The organism is Lacrimispora sanguinis (assembly GCF_044987295.1).
GTDB lineage: Bacteria > Bacillota > Clostridia > Lachnospirales > Lachnospiraceae > Lacrimispora > Lacrimispora celerecrescens_B.
Genome location: NZ_CP173277.1, coordinates 1,149,034 through 1,175,002, shown reverse-complemented (window position 1 = coordinate 1,175,002; position 25,969 = coordinate 1,149,034). Strand labels below are relative to the sequence as shown.

The following is a 25,969-nucleotide window of genomic DNA, read 5'->3' as shown; positions in this document are numbered from 1 at the left end:
TTACATTTATTATATTTACAGTTGATTATTATGTAAAATAGTATTATTTTATTAAATATATAATAATTTCATTATGAATTGAAAGGATGAGATCATGACACTCCGGCACATTCAAATTTTTGTTTCTGTATACCAAAACGGAGGCATTACAAAAGCATCGGCTGCATTGCATTTAGCGCAGCCATCCGTAAGCCTTGCAATCAAGGAAATTGAAGAATACTATGGCATCCGTTTATTTGAACGGATCGGAAGACGGATCCTGCCAACGGAATGCGGAAGCGAATTTTACAGTTATGCGCTTCATATCGTTTCCCAATTTGATGAGATGGAAAAGAAAATCCGTAATTGGGAAACTCTCGGCACTTTAAGGATTGGGGCAAGTATAACCATTGGCACACATGTTTTACCCGGTATCATAAAGGAAATGCAGCTGTTATATCCAGATCTTACAATCGAAGTTGTCATTAATAACTCAGCTGCCATCGAGCAGCATATTCTTGATAATGGTGTGGATATTGGCTTAATAGAAACAGTTCCGGAGCAGGAGAATATGGTTTATGAGCCATTCATGGAAGATTCTTTGTGTGCGATTGTATCACCTTCCCATCCTTTGAGCAAAAGAGATCACATCACGCTTTCTGAAATTGCGGATTATGATCTACTAATGAGAGAAAAAGGAAGTGCAGGCCGTGAGATATTAGATGGTTACTTTTCCATGGCGCAATTATCCGTTCATCCACTATGGGAAAGTACCAGCACACAGGCGATTGTAAAGGGCGTCTCTTCAGGAATTGGAGTTTCCGTCCTGCCATATCTTCTCGTTGAAAAGGACATAGCCGAAGGCATTGTTAAACAGGTACCTATAGACCCACGCTTAATAAGAAATTTTAATATTATTTATCATCGCAGTAAATATCTGACTTCAACGATGAACACTTTCATGGAGCTCTGTAAAACTTATTAAAATGCCATTGAATGTATAGGTAAGAGATGGTAGAATATCCATGTTTGTTAAAAAGAAAGTTGAGGAAAACGATTCATGAAACGGGACATCGATTGGAAAGAAATCTCAGATGGAAAATTATATAGCTTAAACGATATGGTAAAGGCGGACTGTGGTGACTGCAAGGACTGTTCGGCCTGTTGTCAGGGAATGGGGCAGTCGGTTACTCTGGATCCTCTTGACTGCTTTCGGCTGACGGTAAATCTTAATTGTACGATGGAGGAGCTTCTGGCAGATAAGCTGGAACTTCAGGTGGTGGATGGTATCGTGCTTCCAAACCTAAAAATGGGAGGAAAAGAGGAACGATGCGGGTTCTTAAACCGGGAGGGACGATGCGGGATCCATGGGTTCCGGCCGGGGATCTGCCGATTGTTCCCCTTGGGGAGGATCTATGATGAGCAGGGCTTTCAGTATTTTCTCCAGGTACATGAGTGCAGGAAGGAAAACAGGGCAAAAGTCAAGGTGCGCAAATGGATTGACACTCCTGATGTAAAACGGTATGAGAGATTTGTGTCTGACTGGCACTTCTTCTTAAAACGACTGGAAAGAGAAATGGAAGAAAATGAGGATCAGACATTGGCAAATAAGATCAGCATGTATGTTTTAAAGCAGTTTTATCTTATGCCTTATGACAAGGATCAGGATTTTTACGATCAGTTTGGTAAAAGGCTTGAAGCCAGTTCTTTCTTATGATAGAATTGGTAAGAATAAAAAAAATTAGGGAAAAGAGATCCAAGGAGGAAGCTATGATCAGGCAGTTAATAGACAAAATTCAGAAAACAAAAGCCCCAATCTGCGTAGGTTTGGACCCCATGTTAAGCTATATACCAGAGCATGTAATGAAAAAGGCATTTGAAGAATTCGGTGAAACATTAGAAGGCGCTGCGGAAGCTATTTGGCTATTCAATAAAGAAATTGTTGATCATGTTTATGATCTAATCCCATCCGTGAAACCTCAGATTGCCATGTACGAGCAGTTTGGCATTGAAGGTTTGAAAGCGTATACAAAGACAGTTAACTATTGTCAGGAAAAGGGGCTTTTCGTCATTGGAGATGCTAAAAGAGGAGATATTGGTTCCACATCCGCCGCTTATGCTACGGCACACATCGGTCAGGTGAAGGTTGGAAACAAAAGCTTTTCTGCTTTCGGCACAGATTTCCTTACGGTCAATCCATATTTGGGGACCGATGGCGTGAAGCCCTTTGTGGATGTATGCAAGGAAGAAGACAAAGGCCTTTTCATACTGGTGAAAACCTCCAACCCTTCCAGCGGAGAATTCCAGGATCAGCTGATCAACGGAAGACCGCTGTATGAACTGGTTGCAGATAAGGTCGTTGAATGGGGGGCAGACTGCATGGATGGCACTTACAGCAATGTGGGAGCTGTTGTGGGGGCCACCTATCCGGAGATGAGCAGAATTCTACGCAAGCTGATGCCAAACACCTATTTCCTGGTACCGGGATACGGTGCTCAGGGAGGAACGGCTGAGGATTTAAAACCCTGCTTCAACGAGGATGGCCTAGGAGCAATTGTGAACTCCTCCAGGGGAATTATTGCAGCCTATAAATCTGAAAAATACGCCCGGTTTGGCGGAGAACATTTCGGTGAAGCTTCCAGACAGGCGGTTATTGATATGGTCACCGACATCAACAGGGTATTATAGGGGGATCGCATGGCAAAGATAAAGGAAATTGCTGTGGTCGCCAGTCAGACACGGCTTGGGGACGATGTATACAGCATGTGGATTAAGACAAAGGAAATCACTGCCCAGGCAGTGCCGGGACAGTTTGTTGACCTATATACTAAGGATGGAGCAAAGCTGCTGCCCCGACCGATCAGCATTTGTGAGACTGATAAGGACAAGGGCCTTTTAAGGCTGGTGTACCGGGTTGTAGGCGGAGGAACGGAAGAGTTTTCCCATTATAAAGAAGGGGATACCATTGAGGTCTTGGGACCTTTGGGCAATGGATTTCCACTTGAAGCCGGCGGAAAAGGGAAAAAGGCATTTTTGATCGGAGGCGGAATCGGAATTCCACCGATGCTGGAACTGGCAAAGCATTTACCTTGTGAGAAACAGGTGGTGCTTGGATACCGTGATGTTCTGTTTTTAAATGAAGAATTTAGCCCATACGGAGATACCTATATTGCTACAGAGGACGGAAGTGTTGGAACGAAGGGCAATGTTTTGGATGCCATCCGGGAACAGGGCTTAAAAGGAGATGTGATCTTTGCCTGTGGCCCCACTCCCATGCTGAAGGCTCTAAAGGCCTATGCTCATGAACAAGAAATAGAATGTTATTTGTCCCTGGAAGAAAAGATGGCCTGCGGCATAGGAGCCTGTCTTGCCTGCGTATGCAAAAGCAAGTCAGTGGACGAGCATTCCATGGTTCATAATAAGCGCGTCTGCAAGGATGGTCCGGTATTTAAGGCTGAGGAGGTAGAATTTTAGATGAATACGAAAGTGAATCTAGCCGGGGTGGAGCTTAATAATCCGGTTATGACTGCTTCCGGCACCTTTGGTTCCGGTGAGGAATACAGCGAGATGATTAATTTGAATCATTTGGGTGCAGTGGTTACAAAGGGCGTGGCAAATGTACCGTGGCCCGGTAACCCGACACCCAGAATCGCGGAAACCTACGGAGGTATGATCAATGCCATCGGTCTTCAGAATCCGGGAATGGAAATTTTTATTAAAAGAGACATTCCATTTTTAAAGAAGTACGATACGAAGATCATTGTCAATGTTTGCGGTAGGACCACAGAGGATTACATCGAAGTTGTGGAACGGCTGGCAGATGAGCCGGTTGATATGCTGGAGATCAATATTTCCTGTCCGAATGTGAAAGAGGGCGGAATCGCTTTTGGACAAGATCCCAAAGCAGTTGAGGCCATAACTAGGGAAGTTAAAAAATATGCAAAGCAGCCGGTTATCATGAAGCTAAGCCCCAACGTAACGGACATTGGGGTAATGGCAAAGGCAGCGGAGGCCGGAGGCGCAGATGTGCTGTCCCTTATTAACACCTTAACCGGTATGAAGATTGATATTAACCGCCGTACTTTTGCAGTCGCCAATAAAACAGGTGGTTTATCCGGTCCGGCCATTAAGCCCATTGCGGTACGCATGGTTTATCAGGCGGCCAATGCGGTAAAGCTTCCCATTATTGGCATGGGCGGGATCATGACTGCCGAGGATGCCATAGAATTCATTTTAGCAGGTGCAACGGCTGTTTCCGTGGGAACGGCCAATTTCCGGAATCCTTATGCAGCGGAAGAAGTAGTCAGGGGCATAGAGGATTATATGAAGAAATATAACGTAGAAGATATCAGGGAACTGATAGGGGCTGTACGATAAATTTGATGCGGCTTACGGCGTATTCAGCTCTGCCAAAACTACAAACTATCAGTGATGACAGCTTGTAGTTTTTTGTTGCGCCACGGTATGAATGCCCCCTCAAAATCAAATTCTATAGTGATTGCTGATTGAAAATACATATTTAGTATGATAAAATTAAAAGTGAATGTTTTGGAAATCACTCAAAGTGAAAGTAATATTACCAAAAAGGATATTACGTTTGATGAATGGTATAATATGTAAGAAGAATTGCAGAAATAGAATCTTTTGAAGCCCCAATATGCTTAATTAAGCTTTAGTTAGTAATTTAATGAAATGCAGCCTAAAACACTTCAATGCATCGAATTATGGTGTTTCAATGGTGTAGTAGAGCAAATTCAATACATTATAGAAGAGATTAGAATACGCATAATAAGGAGAAAATGGAATTATGGAACAGTATAAGCAGGAATTTATTGAATTCATGGTAGACAGCAATGTCCTTAAATTTGGAGACTTCACATTGAAAAGCGGAAGAAAATCCCCGTTTTTTATGAATGCAGGATCCTACGTGACAGGAGCACAGCTTAAAAAACTGGGTGAATACTATGCAAAGGCCATTCACGATAATTTTGGGGATGATTTTGATGTTCTGTTTGGACCGGCTTATAAGGGAATCCCCTTAAGCGTTACCACTGCCATCGCTTTTCATGAGCTGTATGGAAAGGAAATTAAGTACTGCTCAAACAGAAAAGAGGAGAAGGACCATGGCGGTGATGCAGGGATCCTCCTGGGAAGCCCCATAAAGGATGGAGACCGGGTGGTAATCATTGAGGATGTGACTACTTCCGGAAAATCCATTGAGGAGACTTTCCCAATTATCAAGGCCCAGGGAAATGTAGAGATATTAGGCCTTATGGTTTCCTTAAACCGTATGGAAAAGGGAAAAGGGGATAAGGGAGCTTTGGATGAGATCCAGGAAAAGTACGGATTTAAAGCAGCCGCAATCGTTTCCATGGCAGAAGTCATTGAATATCTGCATAACCGAGAGTATAATGGAAAAGTTATTATTGATGATGGTATAAAAGAAGCCATTGACGCTTACTACGAAGTCTATGGCATAAAATAATCCCTTTAAGGGAGGTGTTTATGCCCAAAAAGCGTGGGCAGGAGAGAGGAAACACCCTACGGGTATACCTTTATGCCCAAAAAACATGGGCAGGAAAAGAGGAAAGGAGACTTTGTATGGAAAGAGTATATAAAACGATGAGAAATATTGGAGCTTTGAGCATTGGAGTTGGAATTGTAGTGACAGTTATCGGGATTGCCGCCGGGACCATTTCAATTATAAACGGAGCGTTCTTACTGAAAAGAAAATCTGAAATTACATTTTAACTGTTATTATAGGAGAGGATGCTGGTGGAAAGGTGTGGCTTTAAGCAGCCTCTCTCTTTTTTGCGCGAGTAATGAGCTGAATGAATATGCTTGCATATTCATTGGGCGAATACCGCGGCAGCTAAGGAAAACTTGTTTTCCTTAGCGCCGCATATAGATGGAGCTGTTATGATTAGAAATGCGACAAAACGGCAGAAAATGGGTTGGGTAATTTTTATATTTTACCTGATCTTTTTGGCATACTTTTTATTTTTTTCCGATTATTTTGGCAGGGGGAATCATGCTCAGCAGGAATATGCATACAACTTAACCCCGTTTAAGGAAATACGGCGCTTTATTATTTACCGCCATGTGGTCGGACTGAAGTCCTTTATGCTGAACATTGTGGGAAACATTGTGGGCTTTATGCCTTGCGGATTCTTTCTTCCGATCATAAGCCGCAGGAGTCGCTGCTGGTTTAATACAATGTTGCTAAGCTTTCTGTTCAGCTTATGCATTGAAACCATTCAGCTTATTTTCAAGGTGGGATGTTTTGATGTGGATGACATGATACTGAATACGCTGGGAGGCATCCTGGGATACATTTTGTACAAAATCGTTCAGTACACAAGAGTAAGAATAAGGAGGAAAAGGCGTGCAAAAGCAGAAAAAAGTGTCCTATATTAGGAAATCCTTTGCAAAGAGAAGCTTTCTATGCCTGGGACTTGCGGTTGGGGCACTTGCACTTGGAATGATTGGAATCATCAGCTCTGTAATGGCTGAAGGACAGGCACAGCTTAATGTAGCAGCTGTCTGTTTCTGCAGTATGCTGATTTCAATTGTTTCAATGGTTTATGGTGTTTTTTCTTTCTTTGAAAAGGAAAAGAAATACATACTGTCTAAAATAGGAATGGGGATCAGCTTGAGCCTTATCATTCTTTGGGCAGTTCTTATCATTATAGGAATAAAGGGGTAAGGATTATGGATTATCAAATGATGTTTCAACAGGAAAATGAGATTATTAAGGAGCGCTTTGAGCTGTCTATGGAACGGATCGGCCAGATGGCATCGGAACATACCGTGCAGGAACCGTATCATGATTATTTTGCCAGAACAGCATCTTTTATCTCCATGATGGGGGAGTATCTCCGGTTTATTGAATCCGGTGACCAAAAAGCAGCTTCGGTAGAGGTTTTAAGAGAATGGAACCAGAAGCTTTACCAGGATATTTTACCCGATCATTATGAGGAGAGCTATGCGAATCCGGCGTATGCAGTATCAAGGCTGGGAGAGGGTTATGGCCAGCTTCTTTCGTATCTGTATAAGGAAATCCGGGGCGACATTGTTTTTGTCCATGAGTGGAGGCTTACGGATCTTACTATATTAAATGAAACGCTTATTGAAATTTACAACATGTTTGAGGAGGAAATCCCTGAGGTTTCCAGAATAAAAGAAGTGATCTACTGGTTTGTCAGCGATTATACGGATCATACGGTTACTTTCCGGGTCAGGGAAGGGCTTGATCCGACGCTTTCCTTTGCAGCGGATATCATCCGGGACAATGATTTAAGAGATCTTCGGTATTTGTATTACTTTGGTGAATATATTTCCGTTTCGGAATTAAAAACTGCGGAGTTCTTAAATTCCCTGCCAGAGGAAACCGTACGCCTTATGGCGGATACCTACACAGAAGGGTACCGCAAGGGCTTTGAAGTAATGGGAAGGGATTTAAAGAAAAAGGGATCAGTGCAGATCCGTTATGAGCTGGGTTTTGAGCGCATGGTGAAATATGCCATGGAGAATTTTGAGAAACTTGGCCTTCAAGTGATTCTTTGCCGTGCGGCAATCTGGACAGTCAATACCAATGCCGGCCGGAAGAATGGTTACTATAGCACATCTCCTAACAGGCAGTATGTTTACGATCATCGGTACGATGATGCTCTCTATCTGAATAAGGCATTTAAAGACCGGAAAGCGGCTGTTTTGAAGGTGGCTTATGAAACCTACAAAGAACAGGCAGCAGCCTTTGCCGGTCCGGCGGTGATGGAAACCTTTGGAAAAGAAGGCTTTGAACCGGTAAATAAGCCGGAGGTCAACCGCTTAGATGCCAAACAGGAAAAGCTTTCAACAGAGATGTCGAATGAAACCTCAAGAATTCTCAATCAATACGTGCCAGGAGATGAGACCAGCTTCACGATTATTGCTTTCCCGGTACCGGAGATAGGGGATGACTTTGAGAAGATCTTTGAAGAGACCATTGCCATCAACACCCTTGATTATGAGAAATATAAGGGAATCCAGCAGGCGATTATCGATGTTTTGGATGAGGCTGATTATGTGGAGGTTACGGGAAAAGGAAATAACAAGACTCATCTGAAAGTGGCCCTTCACCCGTTGAAAGACAGAGATAAGGAAACAAAGTTTGAAAACTGTGTGGCTGATGTGAACATTCCTCTTGGAGAGGTGTTTACGTCCCCAAGACTTACTGGAACGGAAGGAACGTTAGCAGTCAGTACGGTATATATTACGGATTTCCAGTTTAAAGACCTCGTTATGACCTTTGAAAATGGTATGATCAAGGATTATTCCTGCAGCAATTTTGAGGATCAAGAGGAAGGAAAGGCCCTCATAAAACAAGTTATTTTAAAGAATCAAGATACCCTTCCCATGGGAGAATTTGCCATAGGTACCAATACCACGGCTTATGCCATGGCACGTAAGTTTGGAATTCTCGATAAACTGCCTATCCTCATTGTGGAAAAAATGGGACCCCATTTTGCAGTGGGTGACACTTGTTATAGCTGGGCGGAGGACAGCCCTGTTTACAACCCAAATGGCAAGGAAATCATTGCCAGGGATAATGAGGTTTCAATTCTTAGGAAAGAAGACGTATCAAAGGCCTATTTCAGCTGCCATACGGATATTACCATACCTTATGCGGAACTGGATAAAATCGAGGCTGTCACAGCTTCCGGAGATCGAGTTTTAATTATTGATGACGGCAGATTTGTATTAAAGGGCACAGAAGAATTAAATATTCCTTTAGCAGCTCTTTAATTGTTTAAAATAACGAAAAATATGCAAATATTTAATAAATTTTATTTAAAAAGCTTATAAAAAGAATAGAACATGCCGATAAGGTATACAAAGGTTTAAGGTTGAAAGAAAAATTTCTTTCAACCTTGAGTTTATGAATCAATTGAATATGCGATCATATTCCTTTGATTCATTTATATACAAAATAGGATAGATAAAGTGAATGGAGGACAAAGGTGAAGAATTTAAAGATTGGTAAAAGAATTGGACTTGCTTTTGGAGCTATCCTCGTGCTGTTCTTATTAGTTTCCACAATCTCCGTGATAAGCTTAAGGCAAAACAACGGTAAGTTTGTAGATTTCTTTAACAACGGACACCAGATCGATGTACAAACTCTTGAGATGAGACGTGATATTCAGTCTGCGGCTAAAAATGTAGGATATGCAACCATGAGTCTTGATTTAAAGACTACCGGGGAATATATCGATGCTGCAGAGGCGGATCTGGAAGCGTTTCATAGCAAGATACAATTTTTAAGGGAAAACTATCAGGGGGACCAGTCTCTGGTGGACAACATTGAAAATACCTTAAATGAGGCAGAACCTTACAAGGATCAGGTGTTTGGCCTGGCAAGGGAAAATAAAACCAGACAGGCTGCGGATATATTCTTTGCATCATTAGACCCTTATTTCACCAAGGTTCAGGAAGATCTGGTAGGGATCAGCAATACCGCCGATGAAAGAGCCGTTGCCAATTATAATAACGCCCAGCAAATGGCGAAATTCACTCAGATAGCAGTGATCGCTATGCAGATTCTTGCTGTATTAGCTACGTTGGGCTTTTCACTTTTCACAACGAAGAGTATCGTGGCGCCGGTGAAAGAGATCGAGAGGGCGGCAGGAGAAATGTCAAGAGGAAGCCTTCATATTCAGTTGGATTACCAGTCAAAGGATGAGTTGGGCGCTCTGGCTGACAGCATGCGTACCACCATTTCTAATATCGGAAATATGATTGACGATATCAGCAACCTGCTGGGGGCGTTGGCAATCGGTGATTTCCAGGTGGCTTCCAAGCACCAGGAACAGTATATCCTTGATTATGAGCCAATTCTTATGGCCATGCAAGGAATCAGGAATAATTTAAGTGAAGCCCTTTCCCGTATTAACCAGTCGGCTGATTTGGTAGCCAATGGATCCGGGCAGGTATCTTCCGGAGCCCAGGCATTGTCCCAGGGAGCTACAGAGCAGGCCTCTTCCATTCAGGAGCTTGCGGCTGCCATAAGCGATATATCAAATCAGATAAACGTTAATGCCAAAAATGCAAAAGAAGCTCGTGCTACTTCAGAAGAAGCAACCAGGAATGTAGAAAAAAGCAGTGTTAAAATGTCTGAGATGAATCAGGCTATGATGGAGATCAGTGATAAGTCTAATGAAATTGGAAAGATTATAAAGACCATTGAGGATATCGCATTCCAGACCAATATCCTGGCATTGAATGCGGCTGTTGAAGCAGCCCGTGCCGGAGAAGCCGGAAAGGGCTTTGCAGTTGTGGCAGATGAAGTACGAAATCTTGCAAGCAAATCAGGAGAAGCGGCAAAGAATACCACGCTGCTCATTGGGGAAAGCATGCAGGCTGTTGAAAATGGAACGAAGATTACCGCTGAAACTGCGAAGGCTATGCAGTCAGTTGTAGAAGGAAGCCGGCGCATTAATTCGATTATTGGAGAGATCGCATTGGCTTCTGACAAGCAGGCAGTGGCAGTTGATCAGGTAGCACAGGGAATTGACCAGATATCCTGTGTAGTTCAGACCAACTCAGCGACGGCAGAACAGAGTGCCGCAGCAAGCGAAGAGCTGTCAGGTCAGGCCCAGATTATGAAGGGACTTGTTGAGGGCTTTCAGCTTTACGAAGGCGAAAATGAATCGGTGGCTTCCCAGCCAAAGACAAAATCAAGATCCAGGGATTCCCGGCAGGTGAAACCGGTTTATAGAGAAGATCATGAGGTACCGGTTCTTAACATTGATCCAGTTTATTTTGATGAGCCATCCTTTGGAGGCGGAAAGTATTAACCATACATAGTCAGGCGGGAGGCCGGAGAGAGTAATATATATCTTTCCGGTTCTCCCGCCCTTTTTGTATTCCCCATTGGCAATGGTCAAAATTTTAAGAAAACCATTGACGAAGAGGAAAAAAGCTTGTATGATAATTAATAAGTAAAAGTTAATTAATAAGTGACAATTATTAATCAAACTAATAAAATGTATTACTGCAAATAATGAATCCTCATATTAAACAAAATAAAAGGAGAATTTACTATGGCAAATGTATCGATTGTAATGGGAAGTGATTCTGATATGCCTGTTATGGCTCAGGCTGCAGATGTTTTGAAAAAACTGGGAGTGGAGTTTGAGATGACGGTGATCTCCGCCCACAGGGAACCGGATATATTTTTTGAATATGCCAAAACGGCAGAAGCAAGAGGCATAAAGGTCATTATTGCGGGAGCAGGTAAGGCGGCTCATCTACCGGGAATGTGTGCGGCTCTGTTCCCGATGCCGGTGATCGGCATTCCTATGAAAACTTCAGACCTTGGCGGAGTGGATTCACTTTATTCTATCGTGCAGATGCCTTCCGGAGTTCCGGTTGCTACGGTTGCGATAGGCGGAGGAACCAATGCAGGAATCCTTGCAGCTAAGATTTTAGCGGTTAGTGACGAGGCGCTTTTAGGAAGGCTGAAGGAATATTCGGAAAACTTAAAAAACGAAGTGGTAGAAAAAGCGGAGAAACTGGACCATATCGGATATCAGGAATATTTAACCCAGATGAAGAAGTAAGAAAATCGGAGGCGAGGAGAAAAAATGGATTATAAGAATGCAGGAGTGGACATTGAAGCCGGATATAAGTCGGTTGAATTAATGAAAAAGCATGTGCAGGAAACCATGAGACCTGAGGTTCTCGGAGGGCTTGGAGGATTTTCAGGGGCATTTTCCATGTCAGCCTTTAAAAACATGGAAAAGCCGACTCTGGTATCAGGAACTGATGGGGTGGGCACAAAGCTGAAGCTTGCATTTTTAATGGACAGGCACGATACCGTTGGAATCGACTGTGTTGCCATGTGTGTCAATGATATCGCCTGTGCAGGCGGAGAGCCTTTGTTCTTCCTGGATTATATTGCCTGCGGCAGGAATTACCCGGAAAGAATCGCGGAGATCGTCAGCGGAGTTGCAAACGGATGCAAACAGGCCAATGCCGCTTTGATTGGCGGTGAGACAGCGGAGATGCCCGGGTTTTATCCTGAAAACGAATACGATTTGGCCGGTTTTGCGGTAGGTGTGGTAGATGAGAAAGATCTTATCACCGGAGCTGATGTCAAAGAGGGGGATGTGCTCATTGGAATCGCCTCTTCCGGCATTCACAGCAATGGCTTTTCCCTGGTACGCAAGGTGTTTGACATGACGAAAGAAAGCTTGGACACCTATTATGAGGAACTGGGTAAAACTCTTGGTGATGCCCTGATCACTCCTACCAAAATCTATGTAAACACATTAAAAAGCGTAAAAGACAGCGGGGCAGTGATCAAAGCGTGCAGCCACATCACCGGAGGCGGTTTTTATGAAAACATCCCCCGTATGCTTCCTGAGGGTATCAGGGCGGTGGTTGAAAAGAGCAGTTATAAAGTACCGGCCATCTTTCGTTTGTTAGCGGATAAAGGTAATATCAAGGAAGAGATCATGTACAATACCTATAATATGGGAATTGGAATGGTTCTGGCAGTGAACCCGGCGGATGTGGATAGGACTATGGAAGCAATCCAGGGGGCTGGAGAAGTGCCCTATGTGATCGGCCATACGGAACGAGGAGAGAAGGGCGTGACCTTATGCTGAAAATCGGTATATTGGTTTCCGGCGGGGGAACCAACCTTCAGGCAGTTTTAGACGCCATAGATTGTGGAACGATCACCAATGCAGAGGTAAAGGTGGTCATCAGCAATAACCGGAACGCATATGCACTGGAAAGAGCCAGAAACCATGGAATTGAGGCTTTCTGTATATCTCCTGCTGATTTTAAAGAGAGGGAGGAGTTCTATGAAGCGCTTCTTTCAAAGATTGACCAGTACTACCTTGATCTGATTGTTTTAGCCGGTTATCTGGTTGCTATTCCGGCAGCCATGATAAAAAAGTACAGGAACCGGATCATTAACGTCCATCCGTCCCTCATTCCGTCATTTTGCGGAAAGGGGTATTATGGGCTTAAAGTTCATGAAGCCGCCCTGGCCCGGGGAGTGAAGGTTACGGGAGCTACGGTCCACTATGTTGATGAAGGGATGGATACGGGACCGATTCTTTTGCAAAAGGCGGTTGAAGTCCGGGAAGGGGATACGCCTGAAGCATTGCAGCGGCGTGTCATGGAAGAGGCGGAATGGCAGATCCTTCCCCAGGCCATACAGCTGATCGCAAACGGACAGGAGGAATCACAATGAAAGTTTTGATCATAGGCGGAGGCGGACGTGAGCATGCCATTGCATGGAAAGTCTCCAGAAGCCCTAAGGTTGATAAGATATATTGCGCCCCCGGAAACGCAGGAATAGCAGAGATTGCAGAATGTGTGGATATGGGAGTCATGGATTTTGACAGGCAGGTGGCATTTGCCAGGGAAAATGAAATCGATCTGACTATCATAGGACCGGATGATCCTTTGGTCGCGGGAGCGGTGGATGCGTTTGAAGCAGCCGGACTAAGGGTGTTCGGGCCGCAAAAACGTGCGGCTTTGCTGGAAGGCTCTAAGTCATTTTCCAAGGATCTGATGAAAAAATACGGAATTCCTACAGCAGCTTATGAAGTCTTTGAGTCTCTGGAAGAGGCATTAAATTATGTAAAAACTGCTCCAATGCCCATTGTGTTAAAGGCTGACGGCCTAGCTTTGGGAAAAGGAGTCCTGATCTGCGGCTCAAGGGAAGAGGCTGAACGTGGAGTTAAGGACTTAATGCTTGATAAACGGTTTGGCTCCGCAGGAGACCGAATCGTGGTGGAAGAGTTTATGACAGGCCGGGAGGTGTCGGTACTTTCTTTTGTGGATGGAAAGACTGTTAAAATTATGACATCCGCCCAGGATCATAAGCGGGCAAAAGACGGAGACCAAGGTCTTAATACAGGGGGAATGGGGACTTTTTCCCCAAGTCCGTTTTATACGGAAGAAGTGGATGAGTTTTGTAAGCAGCATATTTATCAGGCGACTGTGGATGCCATGAAAGCAGAGGGCCGGGAATTTAAGGGGATCATATTCTTTGGACTGATGCTGACGGAAAAAGGCCCCAGGGTGTTGGAATACAATGCCAGGTTTGGTGACCCTGAGACACAGGTGGTGCTTCCGCGTATGAAGAATGACATTGTGGAGGTTTTTGAGGCTTGTATTGACGGAACTCTGGATCAGATAGATCTACAGTTTGAAGATAATGCGGTGGTCTGCGTGGTATTGGCATCGGAGGGCTACCCGGAAAAGTATGAAAAGGGGTATTCCATTACCGGGCTGGAAGCATTTAAGGGACAGGAGAAGTATTTTGCCTTTCATGCAGGAAGTAAATTGGACGGCAGCGGTACAGTGGTGACCAATGGCGGAAGAGTGCTGGGAGTGACGGCAATCGGAAGGGATTTAATGGAAGCCAGAGAAAATGCTTATGAGGCGGCGAAATGGGTCTCTTTTGATAATAAGTATATGAGGCGGGATATTGGGAAAGGAATTGATCAGGCTTAGTGAAGTAACAGGAAGTTATGGGTCTCTGGGCGGGAATAACGCTACGGTATAACTGGACGATTCTCATCTTATGACAAAGAAGCACAAGACGGCTTATGTAAGCCATCTTGTGCTTCTTTGTCATTTGATTGGCAGAAGTACAATGCAGCCACTTGTGCCGACAGTCACATACAAACGGCTCACTTTTCCCATGTCGCCGGGCGGGTTAAATATATGGGGATTTTTGTATTTGAATTTCCGATTGCGGAATTAATCTGCATTTGTGTTAAAAAGATGCTTTTACTTAAATCTGCATTTCTTATGTTTGCATCACGGAGGTCAGCACCTAAAAAGTTAGTATTCTTTAAACTGCATCCTGATAAGTTTGCAGCGATCATTAATGACATACTGAAATTTTTTCTGTCAAGATTTGCTTTCTTGAAATTTTTCCCCAAATAGTTTAAACCGTGAATTTGACTCGATGTATCATTTGCTGAAATATCGGTGCTTATCTGTTTCAATACGATATTCACGTTTGATCTGTATTCCGAGAGATCCAGCATTGCAATATGATCCATGGGCTGCTGTAACATTTGTTCATTTTCAGAGATAAGCAAATCAATCGTTGATTTTAGAAGTTCATCTGATGTCAAAGTAAATGCCTCAACCAGGTACCATAACATCTGATGTAACTGATATACAATTATAAATTCTTGAAAGAGTTTATCTTTCTGTTCAGAATTTGTTTCCCATGTTCCATCTGATAAATATAGTTGAGTCGTTCTTTGCCCCGCTCCGAAACAGTCATAGGCCAAACAACCTTTGTAATTATTGTCAGCCAGTCTGGAGTGGATTTTGCAGCTAAAATCTGAATCAAGATGTTTGCATGGTGTCCCAGCTTCTTTATTGGCAGGAAAACCATCTGTTTTTGTACAGTACAAAGCAACACAGCATAAGCCGCTGCATTTTTTACAATCAATTTTCAGGTTTTTTCTCAAATCGTCATATTTACGATCTGCACTGTTATTCGTCACAAGATCACCGCCTTAGAATTATTAATTAAATTCCTGTTATTCATAATGAGTAAACATTCTTTTCTTATAGATATCTTACCATATATTGAAGAAAATTTTAACAAATATTAATATGAGGCGGGTAAAGTGTGTAAGTTAATAAAATAAAACTTGTGCACTTTGTTTTATTTAAGGAGTGTGTTAAGATATCTGGAGAGGATGAAGAAAAGGCAGGATTTTTGGCTTATTCGTAGACGCAGAAAGGCAACGTATTATGAGAGCAAGGATATATGATAAAAGTGATCGCACATTCTATGTCTCTGAAGTTTATGGAATCGTAAATTCCGGAGGGGATAAATACATAGTCAGAAGGCAAGAAGCTGGGGAATGGAAATTCCATCTGGTTGACTATCTGGATTTTTCTTCAGCGCAGTTTCCTTACCCGGTAAACGTTGAATGCATTGACTGTAATGAACCACCCCGGCATGCAGAGTGGATTTACATGACGAAAGGGGAACTGGAAGAATTCAATCAGATCCTGGAGCAGCAATTCTCTCTGCCTCGGATATCGCTGTATAGCGGATACCGTTTTATATGGGAAGACAGTGACAAACTAATTCAGCTGCTTCACGATAAAACTATTCAAGATTACACTGATGATACAGGGGAAATACAGACAAAGCTTACAGGCTGGAATTACATTGAAAATGAGACCGATATAGATATGCTGATGGAAAAATTCGCAGATTTTCATGACTCTGTCATCAAAGAGATTCACTACTTGAGCGGAGACTATGTGGATGAAGATGGGATGTATCTGACTTTTTCCTATGACAAAAAAATACAGTTTCTGTTTGACAGCGACTGGTCCGAAAGCATAGAAGTGGTATTTGAAGCTCCCCGGCTGCTTCAGCTTGTTCCTCCGGGAGAAAATTATTTGGCGGATTTATTTGACGCTTCCATTTTTGTGAAGGATTATGAAGTATATTTTTATGACAGCGTTCTGGATGAAATCCCCGAGACTTACAGCGGAACTTGGATAAAGTCGCTGGGAATGCGATGGAGATTACTCGAAACGGTGTCCTCGTGATTACATTAGATGAGAATGAATGGGCGGATGTAAGGCTGGCAAGTGTCAAAACACTTGCCAGCCTCTTTTATAAAGTTCCGTTTTGAATACGATTTTAGTTTATCTTTTCCAGTTCCCAGATATTTTTATCCGCTCTAAATGGAAGACATGATAATGCTCCCAAAATCCCGATAACAAAAAACAGAAAAGCAGCACCAGAGCCTTTTCCTGTTCCGAACAGTACGGTCCACACACTAACCGCCGGCTGCCCTGCCATAAACGGTTCAAATACCCGGTCAACCAAAAAACCGCCGCATAGATAACCCAGGGGAATGGTGAAAAATTGTAAAGTATTCCTTGCTGAATAGACACGGCCTTGCATTTCAATAGGTATTTTCGTACGGAAAAGGACATCCATGTTGGCGCCCATAACTGGAATAAATATCCAGCCAAGGATAGCACCAAAACACCACACAGGAGTAGTCCTGCCGAAAGCAAGGATAAGATTCTCGGTACTCATGGAAAAAAGCAGGCTGTTACAAATCACGCGAACCCGGCTTTTGGGCGGTGGCAGGATAGAAACCAAAATACTTCCAACCATGGTTGCAATTCCTGTAACAGTGTTGACCATGCCAAGGGCAAGTTCTCCGCCGCCGGCACGTGATAGCATCATAGCAGGCAGGGCGGCATTGAAGATGGAAGCAGTAAAATTGATAACAGCCAAAAACAGAATCAGATCCAGAATTCCCCGGTTATCCCTCAGATACCGCAAGCCGCTTCTGGCAGACTGCAATACCGTTTCGTTCACCAAGTCACGATTTTCTGTGATTTGCGGGATTTTGATAAAGCATAACAACGATAGGAACGCTATGGTAAATGTAGTTAAGTCGAACAGGATGACAAGTCGGATGCTTCCAAAAGAAAGCAAGGCGGTAGCAAGTATAGGTGTCAGTACGGTAACCAACGAATTGGATAAGGAACGCATCCCGCTGACTTTCTGGTAATGCTTTTGTGGGGTCAACAGGCTGATTGACACATCCGATGCCGGCTGCTGTACCGTGTTCATCAATCCATTCAAGGTATTGATCAGATACAGATGCCAGATCTGGAGTTTACCGGTTGTCATCAGGATAAGCACTGAAACAGTACATAAAGCTGCAAAGCTGTCACTGAGCAGCATAGTAGTTTTTTTGTCCCACCGGTCACTCAGTGCACCTGCAAAAATGCTCAAAAGGACATAGGGTGCATAAGAACAGATGGCTAATAACGAGGTGGTGAGAGCCGACCCTTGCTGTTGATAAGACCAGATCACCAGTGCAAAGTTGGTCATTGCACTACCCAGCGATGAAAATGATTGTGTAACCCATAAAATCAGGAAATTACGAAGTTCCCCAATGTTTGTTTTTAAATTTTTCAACATGACTTTGCTCCTTTTTCTATTAAAATCTTAATGATTTAATGAAAGTGCAAAGTCCAACGGACGAATTCAATCAACTCCGTGCAACTTCGTCCAATTCAGACCTCGCACGGAGCAGTGCCAATGCATAGTTGCATTATTATTCTCCTTTATAGTTACGTTTTTTATTTGGATTCAAAATCGTTAAAAAGTAATTTTATTTATTATATCATAACTGAGACCGGAAGACTACAATTAAAACAGGATTACCCACACACCTTAAAAAATCATTGACAGGCCCTGGTTTTCATGATATTGTATCTCACAGGTGATGGAATATGACAAAGGGCCAGTTGGAAGCCAAAATCAGTGAAGTTGTCAGTAAATTTGAAGTTGAATATATGGGAAGGGGGCCAAAGGCCATCCGAACTTATATATTAAATGATATGATCATTGTCAGATTAATTGGATTCTTAAGCCCTTCAGAGAAGAAGCTGACAGAAAGCGCACAAGGCATTGAGCTGCTTAAGAAGGTCCGAACTTCCCTTTTTGAGGGAGGGAGAGAGTATCTGGAGAAACTATTATCAGATGTCTTGGATGTATCGTTTATCAGCACTCACTCGGATATCAGTACGAAAACAGGTGAAAAGATCATTGTCATTACTGTTGATAGGAATTTAGAAGAGTTTTATACAGCTAAATAAAACCGGAAGACGTCACAAAGTAGAATGATTTCTAAGTTGTAAGTAAGCCGATATCCATTTATGGATATCGGCTTTATATATATCGAAGAGAGGAGGCGATGACTGAATAGAAACGTACGAGAAGGAAATCGTAAAGATTTTCGGTTATAGAAAGAAGGTATTCGGCATGAGTTTGTAAGAGACATTGGGGAAAATAGCTAGAACAATCACATGCCTGGAATATTAAAATAGAAACTATGTAATACTTAATAAAATTGGGTGACAAAGGTTGAAGAAGATCATTTTAACTACATGGTTTGCGCCGCCCCCATATTTGGCGCGAACTACAAATGTGCATAAGGGCTTGCGCAGGAACGGAGGAAAATATGCTGGAATGTTTACGTGATATGAATTTACCCGAGTATGTAACAGATATATTGGCTGAGTCAAAAGGTGTCGTCATTCCAAAGACCAGGGAAGATTTGCTGACGCTGGCAATGGGAAATTCTGAAAATACCGAATTTTTCATTGAATATGAAGTGGAAGGCAAAGGCAATGTATTGGAAGCAACTGCTACGAAGTGTAAAAACGGAGTCGTAGTCAATTATGCGGATGACTACATGAGAAGACGCGATCCTGACTGCCTGTTAATTGCGGATCATAAACCAACGGATAAACCCAGATACGAGGAGGTATATCATTCAGATTTTGAAACCTTAAGAACGGAAACCTTTGACTGGCTGAAAAAGCAGGAGTTGATCTTTTTCCCATTTAAGTCAGGCGGACTTGAGTATGGATATGATTCTATCCTGATCGCACCCTTAAACGCCGGATTTTTCGCAGCCGGGCTAGCAGATCTGCAGGGATTTTTAAATATTGACGAGATTTCTTCCGACTTTAATCCAAGAGCGGTTGTATTTCTGGCTCCTCCGTTCAGACATACCCATTTTGACGGAAAGCAGATCGTGGTTCATAACCGCCTGGATGGTATCCATGAAGTTTATTCCTATAATTTATATCCCGGCCCAAGTGCCAAAAAGGGCATCTACGGAGTTCTTCTTAATATTGGAGAAGAAGAAGGCTGGGTAACGGCACATGCATCAACGGTAAAAGTGATCACTCCTTATGACAATGAGATCGTCATCATGCACGAAGGTGCTTCCGGCGGCGGAAAAAGTGAAATGATCGAAGACATTCATAAGGAAATGGATGGCAGAGCTATATTAGGAAGAAATACGGTTACAGGTGAAAAAAACTATCTGGTATTAAGTGAAACCTGCGAACTGATCCCTGTGACAGATGACATGGCATTATGTCATCCCAAAATGCAGAACGACAGCAAAAAGCTGGTGGTCAAGGATGCAGAATCCGCATGGTTCTTGCGCCTGGATAACATCAAATGCTATGGTTCCTCTCCTCAATATGAGAAAATATTGATCCAGCCGGAAGAGCCCCTTATCTTCTTAAACATGCAGGCAGTACCTGGTGCCACCTGTCTGGTTTGGGAACATACCCTGGATCAAAACGGAAAGCCTTGTCCCAACCCCCGTGTTGTTTTACCTAGAAGACTGGTTCCTAAAGCCATTGATACCCCTGTGGAAGTAGACGTGAGAAGCTTTGGCGTTCGAACTCCTGCATGTACGAAAGAAAACCCCACATACGGTATTCTTGGTATTCTCCACATACTGCCTCCGGCGTTAGCATGGTTATGGCGTCTTGTGGCTCCGAGAGGATTCAATAATCCAAGTATCATCGATACCCTGGAAATGACCAGTGAAGGTGTGGGCTCCTACTGGCCTTTTGCAACCGGTAAGATGGTGACCCAGGCCAACCTTTTGCTTGACCAGATTTTAAATTCAACCAATACCCGGTATGTCCTGATTCCCAACCAGCATATCGGTGCATATGAAGTGAGCTTTATGCCCCAGTGGGTTGCCAGGGAGTACATTGCCCGCCGAGGCAGCGCCAAGTTTAAACCGGAGCATCTTGTGGAAGCTCGCTGTCCGCTTCTTGGCTTTGGCCTTGATTCCTTAAAAATTGACGGCCAGTACATCAGAAGAGCATTTTTAAGGCCTGAGACGCAGCAGGAAGTAGGCACTCAGGGATACGACGACGGAGCAAAGATCTTGACAGATTTCTTTAAACAGGAGCTGATGAAATACTATACCGATGATTTAAATCCGTTGGGAAAACAGATCATTGATATGTTCCTTGCAGGTGCTACGGTTAAGGAATATTTAGAAATTATTCCTATGAGATATTAGGATCATCCGGTGGCCGGAGCTTTTTGGATACAGCGTACTTGTATACTAGTGCTTGACATTGAGATTGATTTCGCTTATTCTAAGTATGAACAGAATTTGAGAAAAGAGGTCATGGTATGCGGCTGACAGAACGGTATTCCAAAGAGACAGGAAGGGAATATGCACTCCGGATGTTAAAGGATAATATCATACATCTTGATCTGGTTCCGGGAAGTATGCTGAGTGAAAATGAATTATCCTCAGAAATGAATTTGTCCCGGACTCCGGTAAGAGAAGCCTTGATTGAGTTGTCAAAGGTGAAAATCGTTGAGATTTATCCTCAAAAGGGAAGCGCAGTGGCTTTGATCGATTATAAGCTGGTGGAAGAGGCTATTTTTATGCGCAATGTCCTGGAATGCGCAGTTGTGGAGCTGGCCTGTAAGACGGCTGGGGAAGAAGCGGTAATGCAGCTTAACGAGAATGTGAAGCTTCAGGAGTTTTATCTGGAAAATCGTTCTCCGGAGCGGCTACTTAAGCTGGATGATGAATTTCACCGGCTGCTGTTTCACATAACCGGTAAAGACCAGGTTTATCAGCTCATGGACAGCATTACCATTCATTTTGACAGGATACGCAGCATGTCTTTGATTGCGGTAAAGGATTTGAAGACAATTTCCGACCATCATGCCATTGTGGACGCCATTGCTGCAAAGGACGGAGTCAAGGCAAAAGAATTGATGGAAAAGCATTTATCCAGATATAAAATCGATGAGGAAGCTTTGCGAAAAGAATATTCAGAGTATTTTCTGTGATGTTGCCTTTCTGATTCATAAAAAATAATAAAAGCGGTAATAAGGAAGGGTAGTCCCCATCTCTTATTACCGCTTTTTTGCGTCGATTTGATGTTAGGTTTTGGAAAAAATAAACATCTATACATTATATACAAAAAAAAAGAAGATATTTATGAAATCTGCTGATTGAACTACTAGTATACTAGATATATACTTATGCTAGGACTGGATAGTCACAAACAATTGCGTTTAGAAAAGAATAAGGAGCAAGGAAACGGAGGTATTCAAACATGAAAATGATTATGCGTTGGTTTCCCTTTGGGGATGACAGCGTGACCCTTGAACAGATCCGCCAGACACCGGGGGTTTCCGGTGTGGCCACCTGCCTGCCAAAGGTACCCGTGGGACAAGTATGGCCGTTAGAGACCTTAAAAGCCCTGAAACAGGAGATTAATGAGGCCGGTCTTGAGATGGAGGTTATCGAAAGCGTCAATATTCATGAAGACATAAAGAAAGGCCTTTCTACCAGGGATGGGTATATAGATGCTTATATAAAGACCCTGGAGCATTTAAGCCTTGTAGGGGTCAAATGTCTCTGCTATAACTTTATGCCTGTGATGGACTGGGCACGGAGTGATCTTGCTTATCGGACAGAAGACGGAAGCTATGTTATGGCTTACCGCCATGATGAGGTTCTTCAGATGAACCCGGAAAAGATGGCAAAGGCTATGGAAGGAAAAGCCAGAGGATACTCCCTTCCGGGCTGGGAGCCGGAGCGGCTTTATGCCATGGCACAGGACATTGAGTTTTATCAGTCCATGACACGGGATCAATATTGGAACAATATGAAATACTTCCTGGATGCGGTAGTTCCTTACGCAGAAAAGTATGATATAAAGATGGCGATTCATCCGGATGATCCGCCATGGCCTCTTTATGGACTTCCAAAAGTTATTACCAATGCAGAAAATATCAGGACATTTCTTGATTTAAACAGCAATCCCTATAACGGACTGACCTTATGTACCGGCAGTCTTGGAAGTGACTTAAGCAATGACATTCCGGCCATGATGCGGGAGTTTGGAGATAAGAAACGAATTCATTTTGCTCACATCAGGAATGTGCGCCATACTTCGGAAAAAGATTTTGATGAAGCGGCTCATCTTTCTTCCTGTGGGGATTTAGATATGTTTGCCATTGTGGAGGCTTTGTATGAATCCGGCTTTGAAGGATATATCCGTCCGGACCATGGCCGCATGATCTGGGGCGAGCAGGCTCGTCCAGGATATGGTCTGTATGACAGAGCCATTGGGGCAAATTACTTGTTAGGTCTTTGGGAAGCGATTGATAAAACCCATAAAAAAAGAAAATAGGAGGCATGGATTTATGAAACTGAATCGGTCCTGTTTAACAAACCGGGAAGCCTGGGAAAAGGCTTCTGTAAAGCTGCCGGAATTTGACTGGGAAAAAATGAGGTCGGCCACGGATAAGTCACCGAAATGGATCCATTTTGGAGCAGGAAATATTTTCAGAGGATTCATCGCAGTGCTGCAGCAGCGCCTGCTGAATGATGGTCTTGAAGATAGCGGCATCATCGCGACAGATACCTTTGATTATGATATTATTGATAAAATATATACCCCCTTTGACAATATGACCATGATGGTCAGCTTAAAACCGGACGGAACCATGGACCGGGAAGTGGTAGCAAGCGTTGCCAGAGGCGTAAAAGCTGATGTGAGCAATGAAACGGATTTTGGATATCTGGTTCAGGCGTTTGAGAATCCGTCTCTTCAGATGGTAAGCTTTACCATTACGGAAAAGGGCTATGCACTTGCTAATTTCCGTGGAGAGCTTTTCCCTGTAGTGGAAAAAGACATGGAAGAGGGCCCGGAAAAAGCAAGCCATGCCATGAGCGTGGTGACAGCCCTTCTTCTTAAACGGTATCTTGCGGGTGGTACTCCTCTGGCCCTGGTCAGCATGGACAATTGCAGCCATAACGGAGAAAAATTAAGGGACAGCATCGTATCCATCGCGGAAGCATGGACAAAAAAAGGTTATGCTTCTGAAAGCTTCCTTTCCTGGGTTCAGGATGAAAACAAGGTTTCCTTCCCATGGTCCATGATCGATAAGATCACTCCACGGCCTGCTGAGGTGGTTCAGAAAAACCTGGAGGAGGATGGAATCGAAGATATGGCGCCCATCATCACCAGCAAAAATACATACATTGCCCCATTTGTCAATGCTGAGATTCCTCAGTATTTAGTGGTAGAAGACCGTTTTCCAAACGGACGTCCGGCACTTCATAAAGCTGGGGTATACATGACAGACCGGGATACGGTAAATAAGACCGAGCGTATGAAAGTAACCACCTGCTTAAATCCTCTGCACACGGCCCTGGCAGTGTACGGATGCCTATTAGGATATAACAGCATTGCCGCAGAGATGAGAGATGAGGATTTAACAGCCCTTGTAGAGCGGATTGGCTACAAAGAAGGTCTTCCGGTGGTTACGGATCCGGGAATCTTAATCCCTGAGGATTTTATCAGAGAGGTAATTGAATACCGTTTGCCAAATCCATTTATCCCGGATGCCCCACAGAGAATTGCAACCGATACCAGCCAGAAGATCCCCATCCGTTTTGGAGAAACCATAAAGGCTTATCTGGCAGATAAAAATTTAGATGTGCAGAACTTAACTGCGATTCCGCTGGCAATTGCCGGCTGGCTCCGTTATCTCCTGGGTGTGGATGATGAGGGAAATGCCATGGAGATCAGCAGCGATCCCATGCTTTCAGAATTAAAAGAACAGTTAAAGGGAATCAGACTGGGAGAAAAGCCGGAAGGAAAAGAAGGTCTTGATGAGATCTTATCCAATCCCGTTCTGTTTGGAACGGATTTGGTGAAAGCAGGAATTTCCGGTAAGATTGAAACCATGCTTTATGAAATGTTAGAAGGTCCCGGAGCGGTGAGAAAGACCCTGCAGCGGTACGTAAAATAAGACGATGAAAATGGGGAACCCCTGGTTATTGAAACCAAGGGTTCCCTGTGTTATAATGGGCCTGTTAAGAAGATCGTACCAGAAAGGTGGACAAGGCCCGTGAACATACAAATTTTTGGAACCGGAAAATGTTTTGATACCAAAAAGGCGGAACGCTATTTTAAGGAACGCGGAATCAAATACCAGTTTATTGATATGAAAGAAAAAGGGCTGAGCAAAGGCGAGTACAATGGAGTCAAGCAGGCAGTTGGAGGATTGGATGCCATGCTTGATGAAACATGCAAGGATCAGGAAGCCCTGGCTCTGATCAAATACATTGCCGGTGAGGATAAAGATGAAAAGGTCTTAGAAAACCAAAAGGTACTGAAAACTCCCATTGTGAGAAATGGAAGGCTGGCTACAGTTGGATACCGGCCGGAGGTGTGGAAGAATTGGAGTTAGGCTTATAAAAAGGAAGGAGCAAGGAGAAGACATGATGAAAAAGCCGGAGAAAGATCAGATGTGGGTATTTAATAAGGATATAGAAGGCGTTCAGGCTTCAGATGGCGTTGTGAGAAAGGTTCTGGCATACTGTGACGGAATGATGTGTGTGGAAAACCAGTTTGAAAAGGGAGCAGTGGGAAATCTCCACAGCCACCCACATACCCAGATTACCTATGTTGCCAGCGGATCGTTTGAGTTCACCATTGGGGATGAAAAGAAGGTCGTAGAGGCTGGAGACACTCTATTAAAGCAGGATGGCATCGTCCATGGATGTGTTTGCCTTGAAAAGGGCATATTGGTAGATATATTTACACCTATGAGAGAAGACTTTTTATAAATAAATCTGTATTCTGAGAAATAAAAATAGGACATGTGAAATAAATCTATTGATAAAAATGGTATAATATGCTATAAAGAAAGCACAGTGAAGTTAAAGGAGGTGATAGGGATGGGAAAGTATGTTTGTGAGCCATGCGGATATGTGTACGATCCTGAAATCGGTGATCCAGATTCTGGTATTGAGCCAGGTACTGCATTTGAAGATTTACCCGAAGATTGGGTTTGCCCAGTTTGCGGAGTTGGTAAGGACATGTTTGTTGAAGAGTAAGATTGCGGACATTTGGACGCAAATAAAACCTTCAAGCTGTCGGCAGATAATCTGCCGGGCTTGAAGGTTTTTTTATGCAATAGGAAATTCTTCTGTCCTATTTTGATTATAGGCTATAGCTATAAGAAAGATAGGAAAGGGTTATTGGAAAAAACTCAGAAGCAAAGGTATAATTATAAATTAGAAGCAGTAAAAAAAATAATACGATT

26 protein-coding genes are annotated in these 25,969 nt (G+C 43.3%); 24 read left to right on the top strand and 2 right to left on the bottom strand.

Annotation, left to right across the window (positions count from 1 at the left end; genetic code table 11):
* The first annotated feature begins 94 nt into the window (after positions 1-94).
* The 15 genes from ACHZES_RS05450 to purD all read left to right on the top strand — a co-directional run bounded on the left by ACHZES_RS05450 (position 95) and on the right by purD (position 14,496).
* On the top strand, positions 95-964 hold the full coding sequence (locus ACHZES_RS05450; protein ID WP_395548854.1) for a LysR family transcriptional regulator: 870 nt from the start codon (positions 95-97) through the stop codon (positions 962-964).
* A 75-nt stretch (positions 965-1,039) separates the two neighbouring features.
* Positions 1,040-1,696: a YkgJ family cysteine cluster protein gene (locus tag ACHZES_RS05445; protein WP_154527051.1), complete on the top strand. Its 657-nt coding sequence runs from the start codon at positions 1,040-1,042 to the stop codon at positions 1,694-1,696.
* A gap of 53 nt (positions 1,697-1,749) precedes the next feature.
* Positions 1,750-2,667, top strand: coding sequence for an orotidine-5'-phosphate decarboxylase (pyrF, locus tag ACHZES_RS05440; RefSeq protein WP_038282621.1), 918 nt, complete (start codon positions 1,750-1,752; stop codon positions 2,665-2,667).
* Between the two features lie 9 nt (positions 2,668-2,676).
* The gene (locus ACHZES_RS05435) at positions 2,677-3,453 is read left to right on the top strand and encodes a dihydroorotate dehydrogenase electron transfer subunit (protein WP_395548856.1); all 777 of its coding nucleotides are present in this window, start codon (positions 2,677-2,679) and stop codon (positions 3,451-3,453) included.
* Positions 3,454-4,356: a dihydroorotate dehydrogenase gene (locus ACHZES_RS05430; RefSeq protein ID WP_395548858.1), complete on the top strand. Its 903-nt coding sequence runs from the start codon at positions 3,454-3,456 to the stop codon at positions 4,354-4,356.
* Between the two features lie 430 nt (positions 4,357-4,786).
* Positions 4,787-5,464: an orotate phosphoribosyltransferase gene (pyrE, locus tag ACHZES_RS05425; RefSeq protein WP_089987728.1), complete on the top strand. Its 678-nt coding sequence runs from the start codon at positions 4,787-4,789 to the stop codon at positions 5,462-5,464.
* Positions 5,465-5,580: 116 nt separating this feature from the next.
* Positions 5,581-5,730 carry a hypothetical protein gene (locus ACHZES_RS05420; RefSeq protein ID WP_025232499.1) on the top strand — a complete coding sequence of 50 codons (150 nt, stop codon included), beginning with the start codon at positions 5,581-5,583 and terminating at the stop codon, positions 5,728-5,730.
* 168 nt (positions 5,731-5,898) lie between these two features.
* Entirely contained in the window at positions 5,899-6,396 is a 498-nt protein-coding gene (locus ACHZES_RS05415; protein WP_038282611.1) for a VanZ family protein, read from the top strand.
* Complete coding sequence (locus ACHZES_RS05410; RefSeq protein ID WP_038282610.1) at positions 6,365-6,685, top strand: hypothetical protein; 321 nt, start codon at positions 6,365-6,367, stop codon at positions 6,683-6,685. The genes ACHZES_RS05415 and ACHZES_RS05410 overlap by 32 nt, the downstream gene beginning before the upstream one ends.
* Before the next feature lie 5 nt (positions 6,686-6,690).
* Entirely contained in the window at positions 6,691-8,766 is a 2,076-nt protein-coding gene (locus ACHZES_RS05405; RefSeq protein ID WP_395548860.1) for an aminopeptidase, read from the top strand.
* A gap of 215 nt (positions 8,767-8,981) precedes the next feature.
* On the top strand, positions 8,982-10,814 hold the full coding sequence (locus tag ACHZES_RS05400; protein ID WP_395548861.1) for a methyl-accepting chemotaxis protein: 1,833 nt from the start codon (positions 8,982-8,984) through the stop codon (positions 10,812-10,814).
* A 246-nt stretch (positions 10,815-11,060) separates the two neighbouring features.
* Positions 11,061-11,579: a 5-(carboxyamino)imidazole ribonucleotide mutase gene (purE, locus tag ACHZES_RS05395; protein WP_038282607.1), complete on the top strand. Its 519-nt coding sequence runs from the start codon at positions 11,061-11,063 to the stop codon at positions 11,577-11,579.
* Between the two features lie 24 nt (positions 11,580-11,603).
* Complete coding sequence (purM, locus tag ACHZES_RS05390) at positions 11,604-12,629, top strand: phosphoribosylformylglycinamidine cyclo-ligase (protein WP_154527063.1); 1,026 nt, start codon at positions 11,604-11,606, stop codon at positions 12,627-12,629.
* Entirely contained in the window at positions 12,623-13,225 is a 603-nt protein-coding gene (gene purN, locus ACHZES_RS05385) for a phosphoribosylglycinamide formyltransferase (protein ID WP_395548862.1), read from the top strand. The genes purM and purN overlap by 7 nt, the downstream gene beginning before the upstream one ends.
* Entirely contained in the window at positions 13,222-14,496 is a 1,275-nt protein-coding gene (gene purD / locus ACHZES_RS05380) for a phosphoribosylamine--glycine ligase (RefSeq protein ID WP_395548863.1), read from the top strand. The genes purN and purD overlap by 4 nt, the downstream gene beginning before the upstream one ends.
* A 179-nt stretch (positions 14,497-14,675) precedes the next feature.
* On the opposite strand, the gene ACHZES_RS05375 is transcribed toward purD, so the two are convergent.
* On the bottom strand, positions 14,676-15,509 hold the full coding sequence (locus tag ACHZES_RS05375; protein ID WP_395548864.1) for a pentapeptide repeat-containing protein: 834 nt from the start codon (positions 15,507-15,509) through the stop codon (positions 14,676-14,678).
* A 253-nt stretch (positions 15,510-15,762) separates the two neighbouring features.
* On the opposite strand from ACHZES_RS05375, the gene ACHZES_RS05370 reads away from it, so the two are divergent.
* The gene (locus ACHZES_RS05370) at positions 15,763-16,578 is read left to right on the top strand and encodes a hypothetical protein (RefSeq protein ID WP_395548865.1); all 816 of its coding nucleotides are present in this window, start codon (positions 15,763-15,765) and stop codon (positions 16,576-16,578) included.
* A gap of 94 nt (positions 16,579-16,672) precedes the next feature.
* Here the strand turns inward: ACHZES_RS05370 and ACHZES_RS05365 are convergent, their stop codons facing one another.
* Positions 16,673-17,977: an MFS transporter gene (locus ACHZES_RS05365; RefSeq protein WP_395548866.1), complete on the bottom strand. Its 1,305-nt coding sequence runs from the start codon at positions 17,975-17,977 to the stop codon at positions 16,673-16,675.
* A 314-nt stretch (positions 17,978-18,291) separates the two neighbouring features.
* On the opposite strand from ACHZES_RS05365, the gene ACHZES_RS05360 reads away from it, so the two are divergent.
* The 8 genes from ACHZES_RS05360 (at position 18,292) to rd (ending at position 25,760) form a co-directional block, all read left to right on the top strand.
* Complete coding sequence (locus tag ACHZES_RS05360; RefSeq protein ID WP_089987487.1) at positions 18,292-18,657, top strand: DUF2294 domain-containing protein; 366 nt, start codon at positions 18,292-18,294, stop codon at positions 18,655-18,657.
* A gap of 365 nt (positions 18,658-19,022) precedes the next feature.
* Positions 19,023-20,900, top strand: coding sequence for a DUF4914 family protein (locus ACHZES_RS05355; RefSeq protein ID WP_395548867.1), 1,878 nt, complete (start codon positions 19,023-19,025; stop codon positions 20,898-20,900).
* Positions 20,901-21,016: 116 nt separating this feature from the next.
* Positions 21,017-21,691: a GntR family transcriptional regulator gene (locus ACHZES_RS05350; protein ID WP_038282587.1), complete on the top strand. Its 675-nt coding sequence runs from the start codon at positions 21,017-21,019 to the stop codon at positions 21,689-21,691.
* A 269-nt stretch (positions 21,692-21,960) separates the two neighbouring features.
* Positions 21,961-23,043, top strand: coding sequence for a mannonate dehydratase (gene uxuA, locus ACHZES_RS05345; protein ID WP_395548868.1), 1,083 nt, complete (start codon positions 21,961-21,963; stop codon positions 23,041-23,043).
* Positions 23,044-23,056: 13 nt separating this feature from the next.
* A complete protein-coding gene (locus ACHZES_RS05340; RefSeq protein ID WP_395548869.1) occupies positions 23,057-24,670 on the top strand; it encodes a mannitol dehydrogenase family protein in 1,614 nt (537 codons plus the stop codon).
* A gap of 99 nt (positions 24,671-24,769) precedes the next feature.
* A complete protein-coding gene (locus ACHZES_RS05335; protein WP_038282581.1) occupies positions 24,770-25,111 on the top strand; it encodes an arsenate reductase family protein in 342 nt (113 codons plus the stop codon).
* A gap of 34 nt (positions 25,112-25,145) precedes the next feature.
* Positions 25,146-25,490: a cupin domain-containing protein gene (locus tag ACHZES_RS05330; protein ID WP_038282580.1), complete on the top strand. Its 345-nt coding sequence runs from the start codon at positions 25,146-25,148 to the stop codon at positions 25,488-25,490.
* A gap of 111 nt (positions 25,491-25,601) precedes the next feature.
* Positions 25,602-25,760 (top strand): rubredoxin, encoded by a 159-nt coding sequence (rd, locus tag ACHZES_RS05325; RefSeq protein WP_013272313.1) that lies wholly within the window; start codon positions 25,602-25,604, stop codon positions 25,758-25,760.
* The last annotated feature ends 209 nt before the right edge of the window (positions 25,761-25,969 follow it).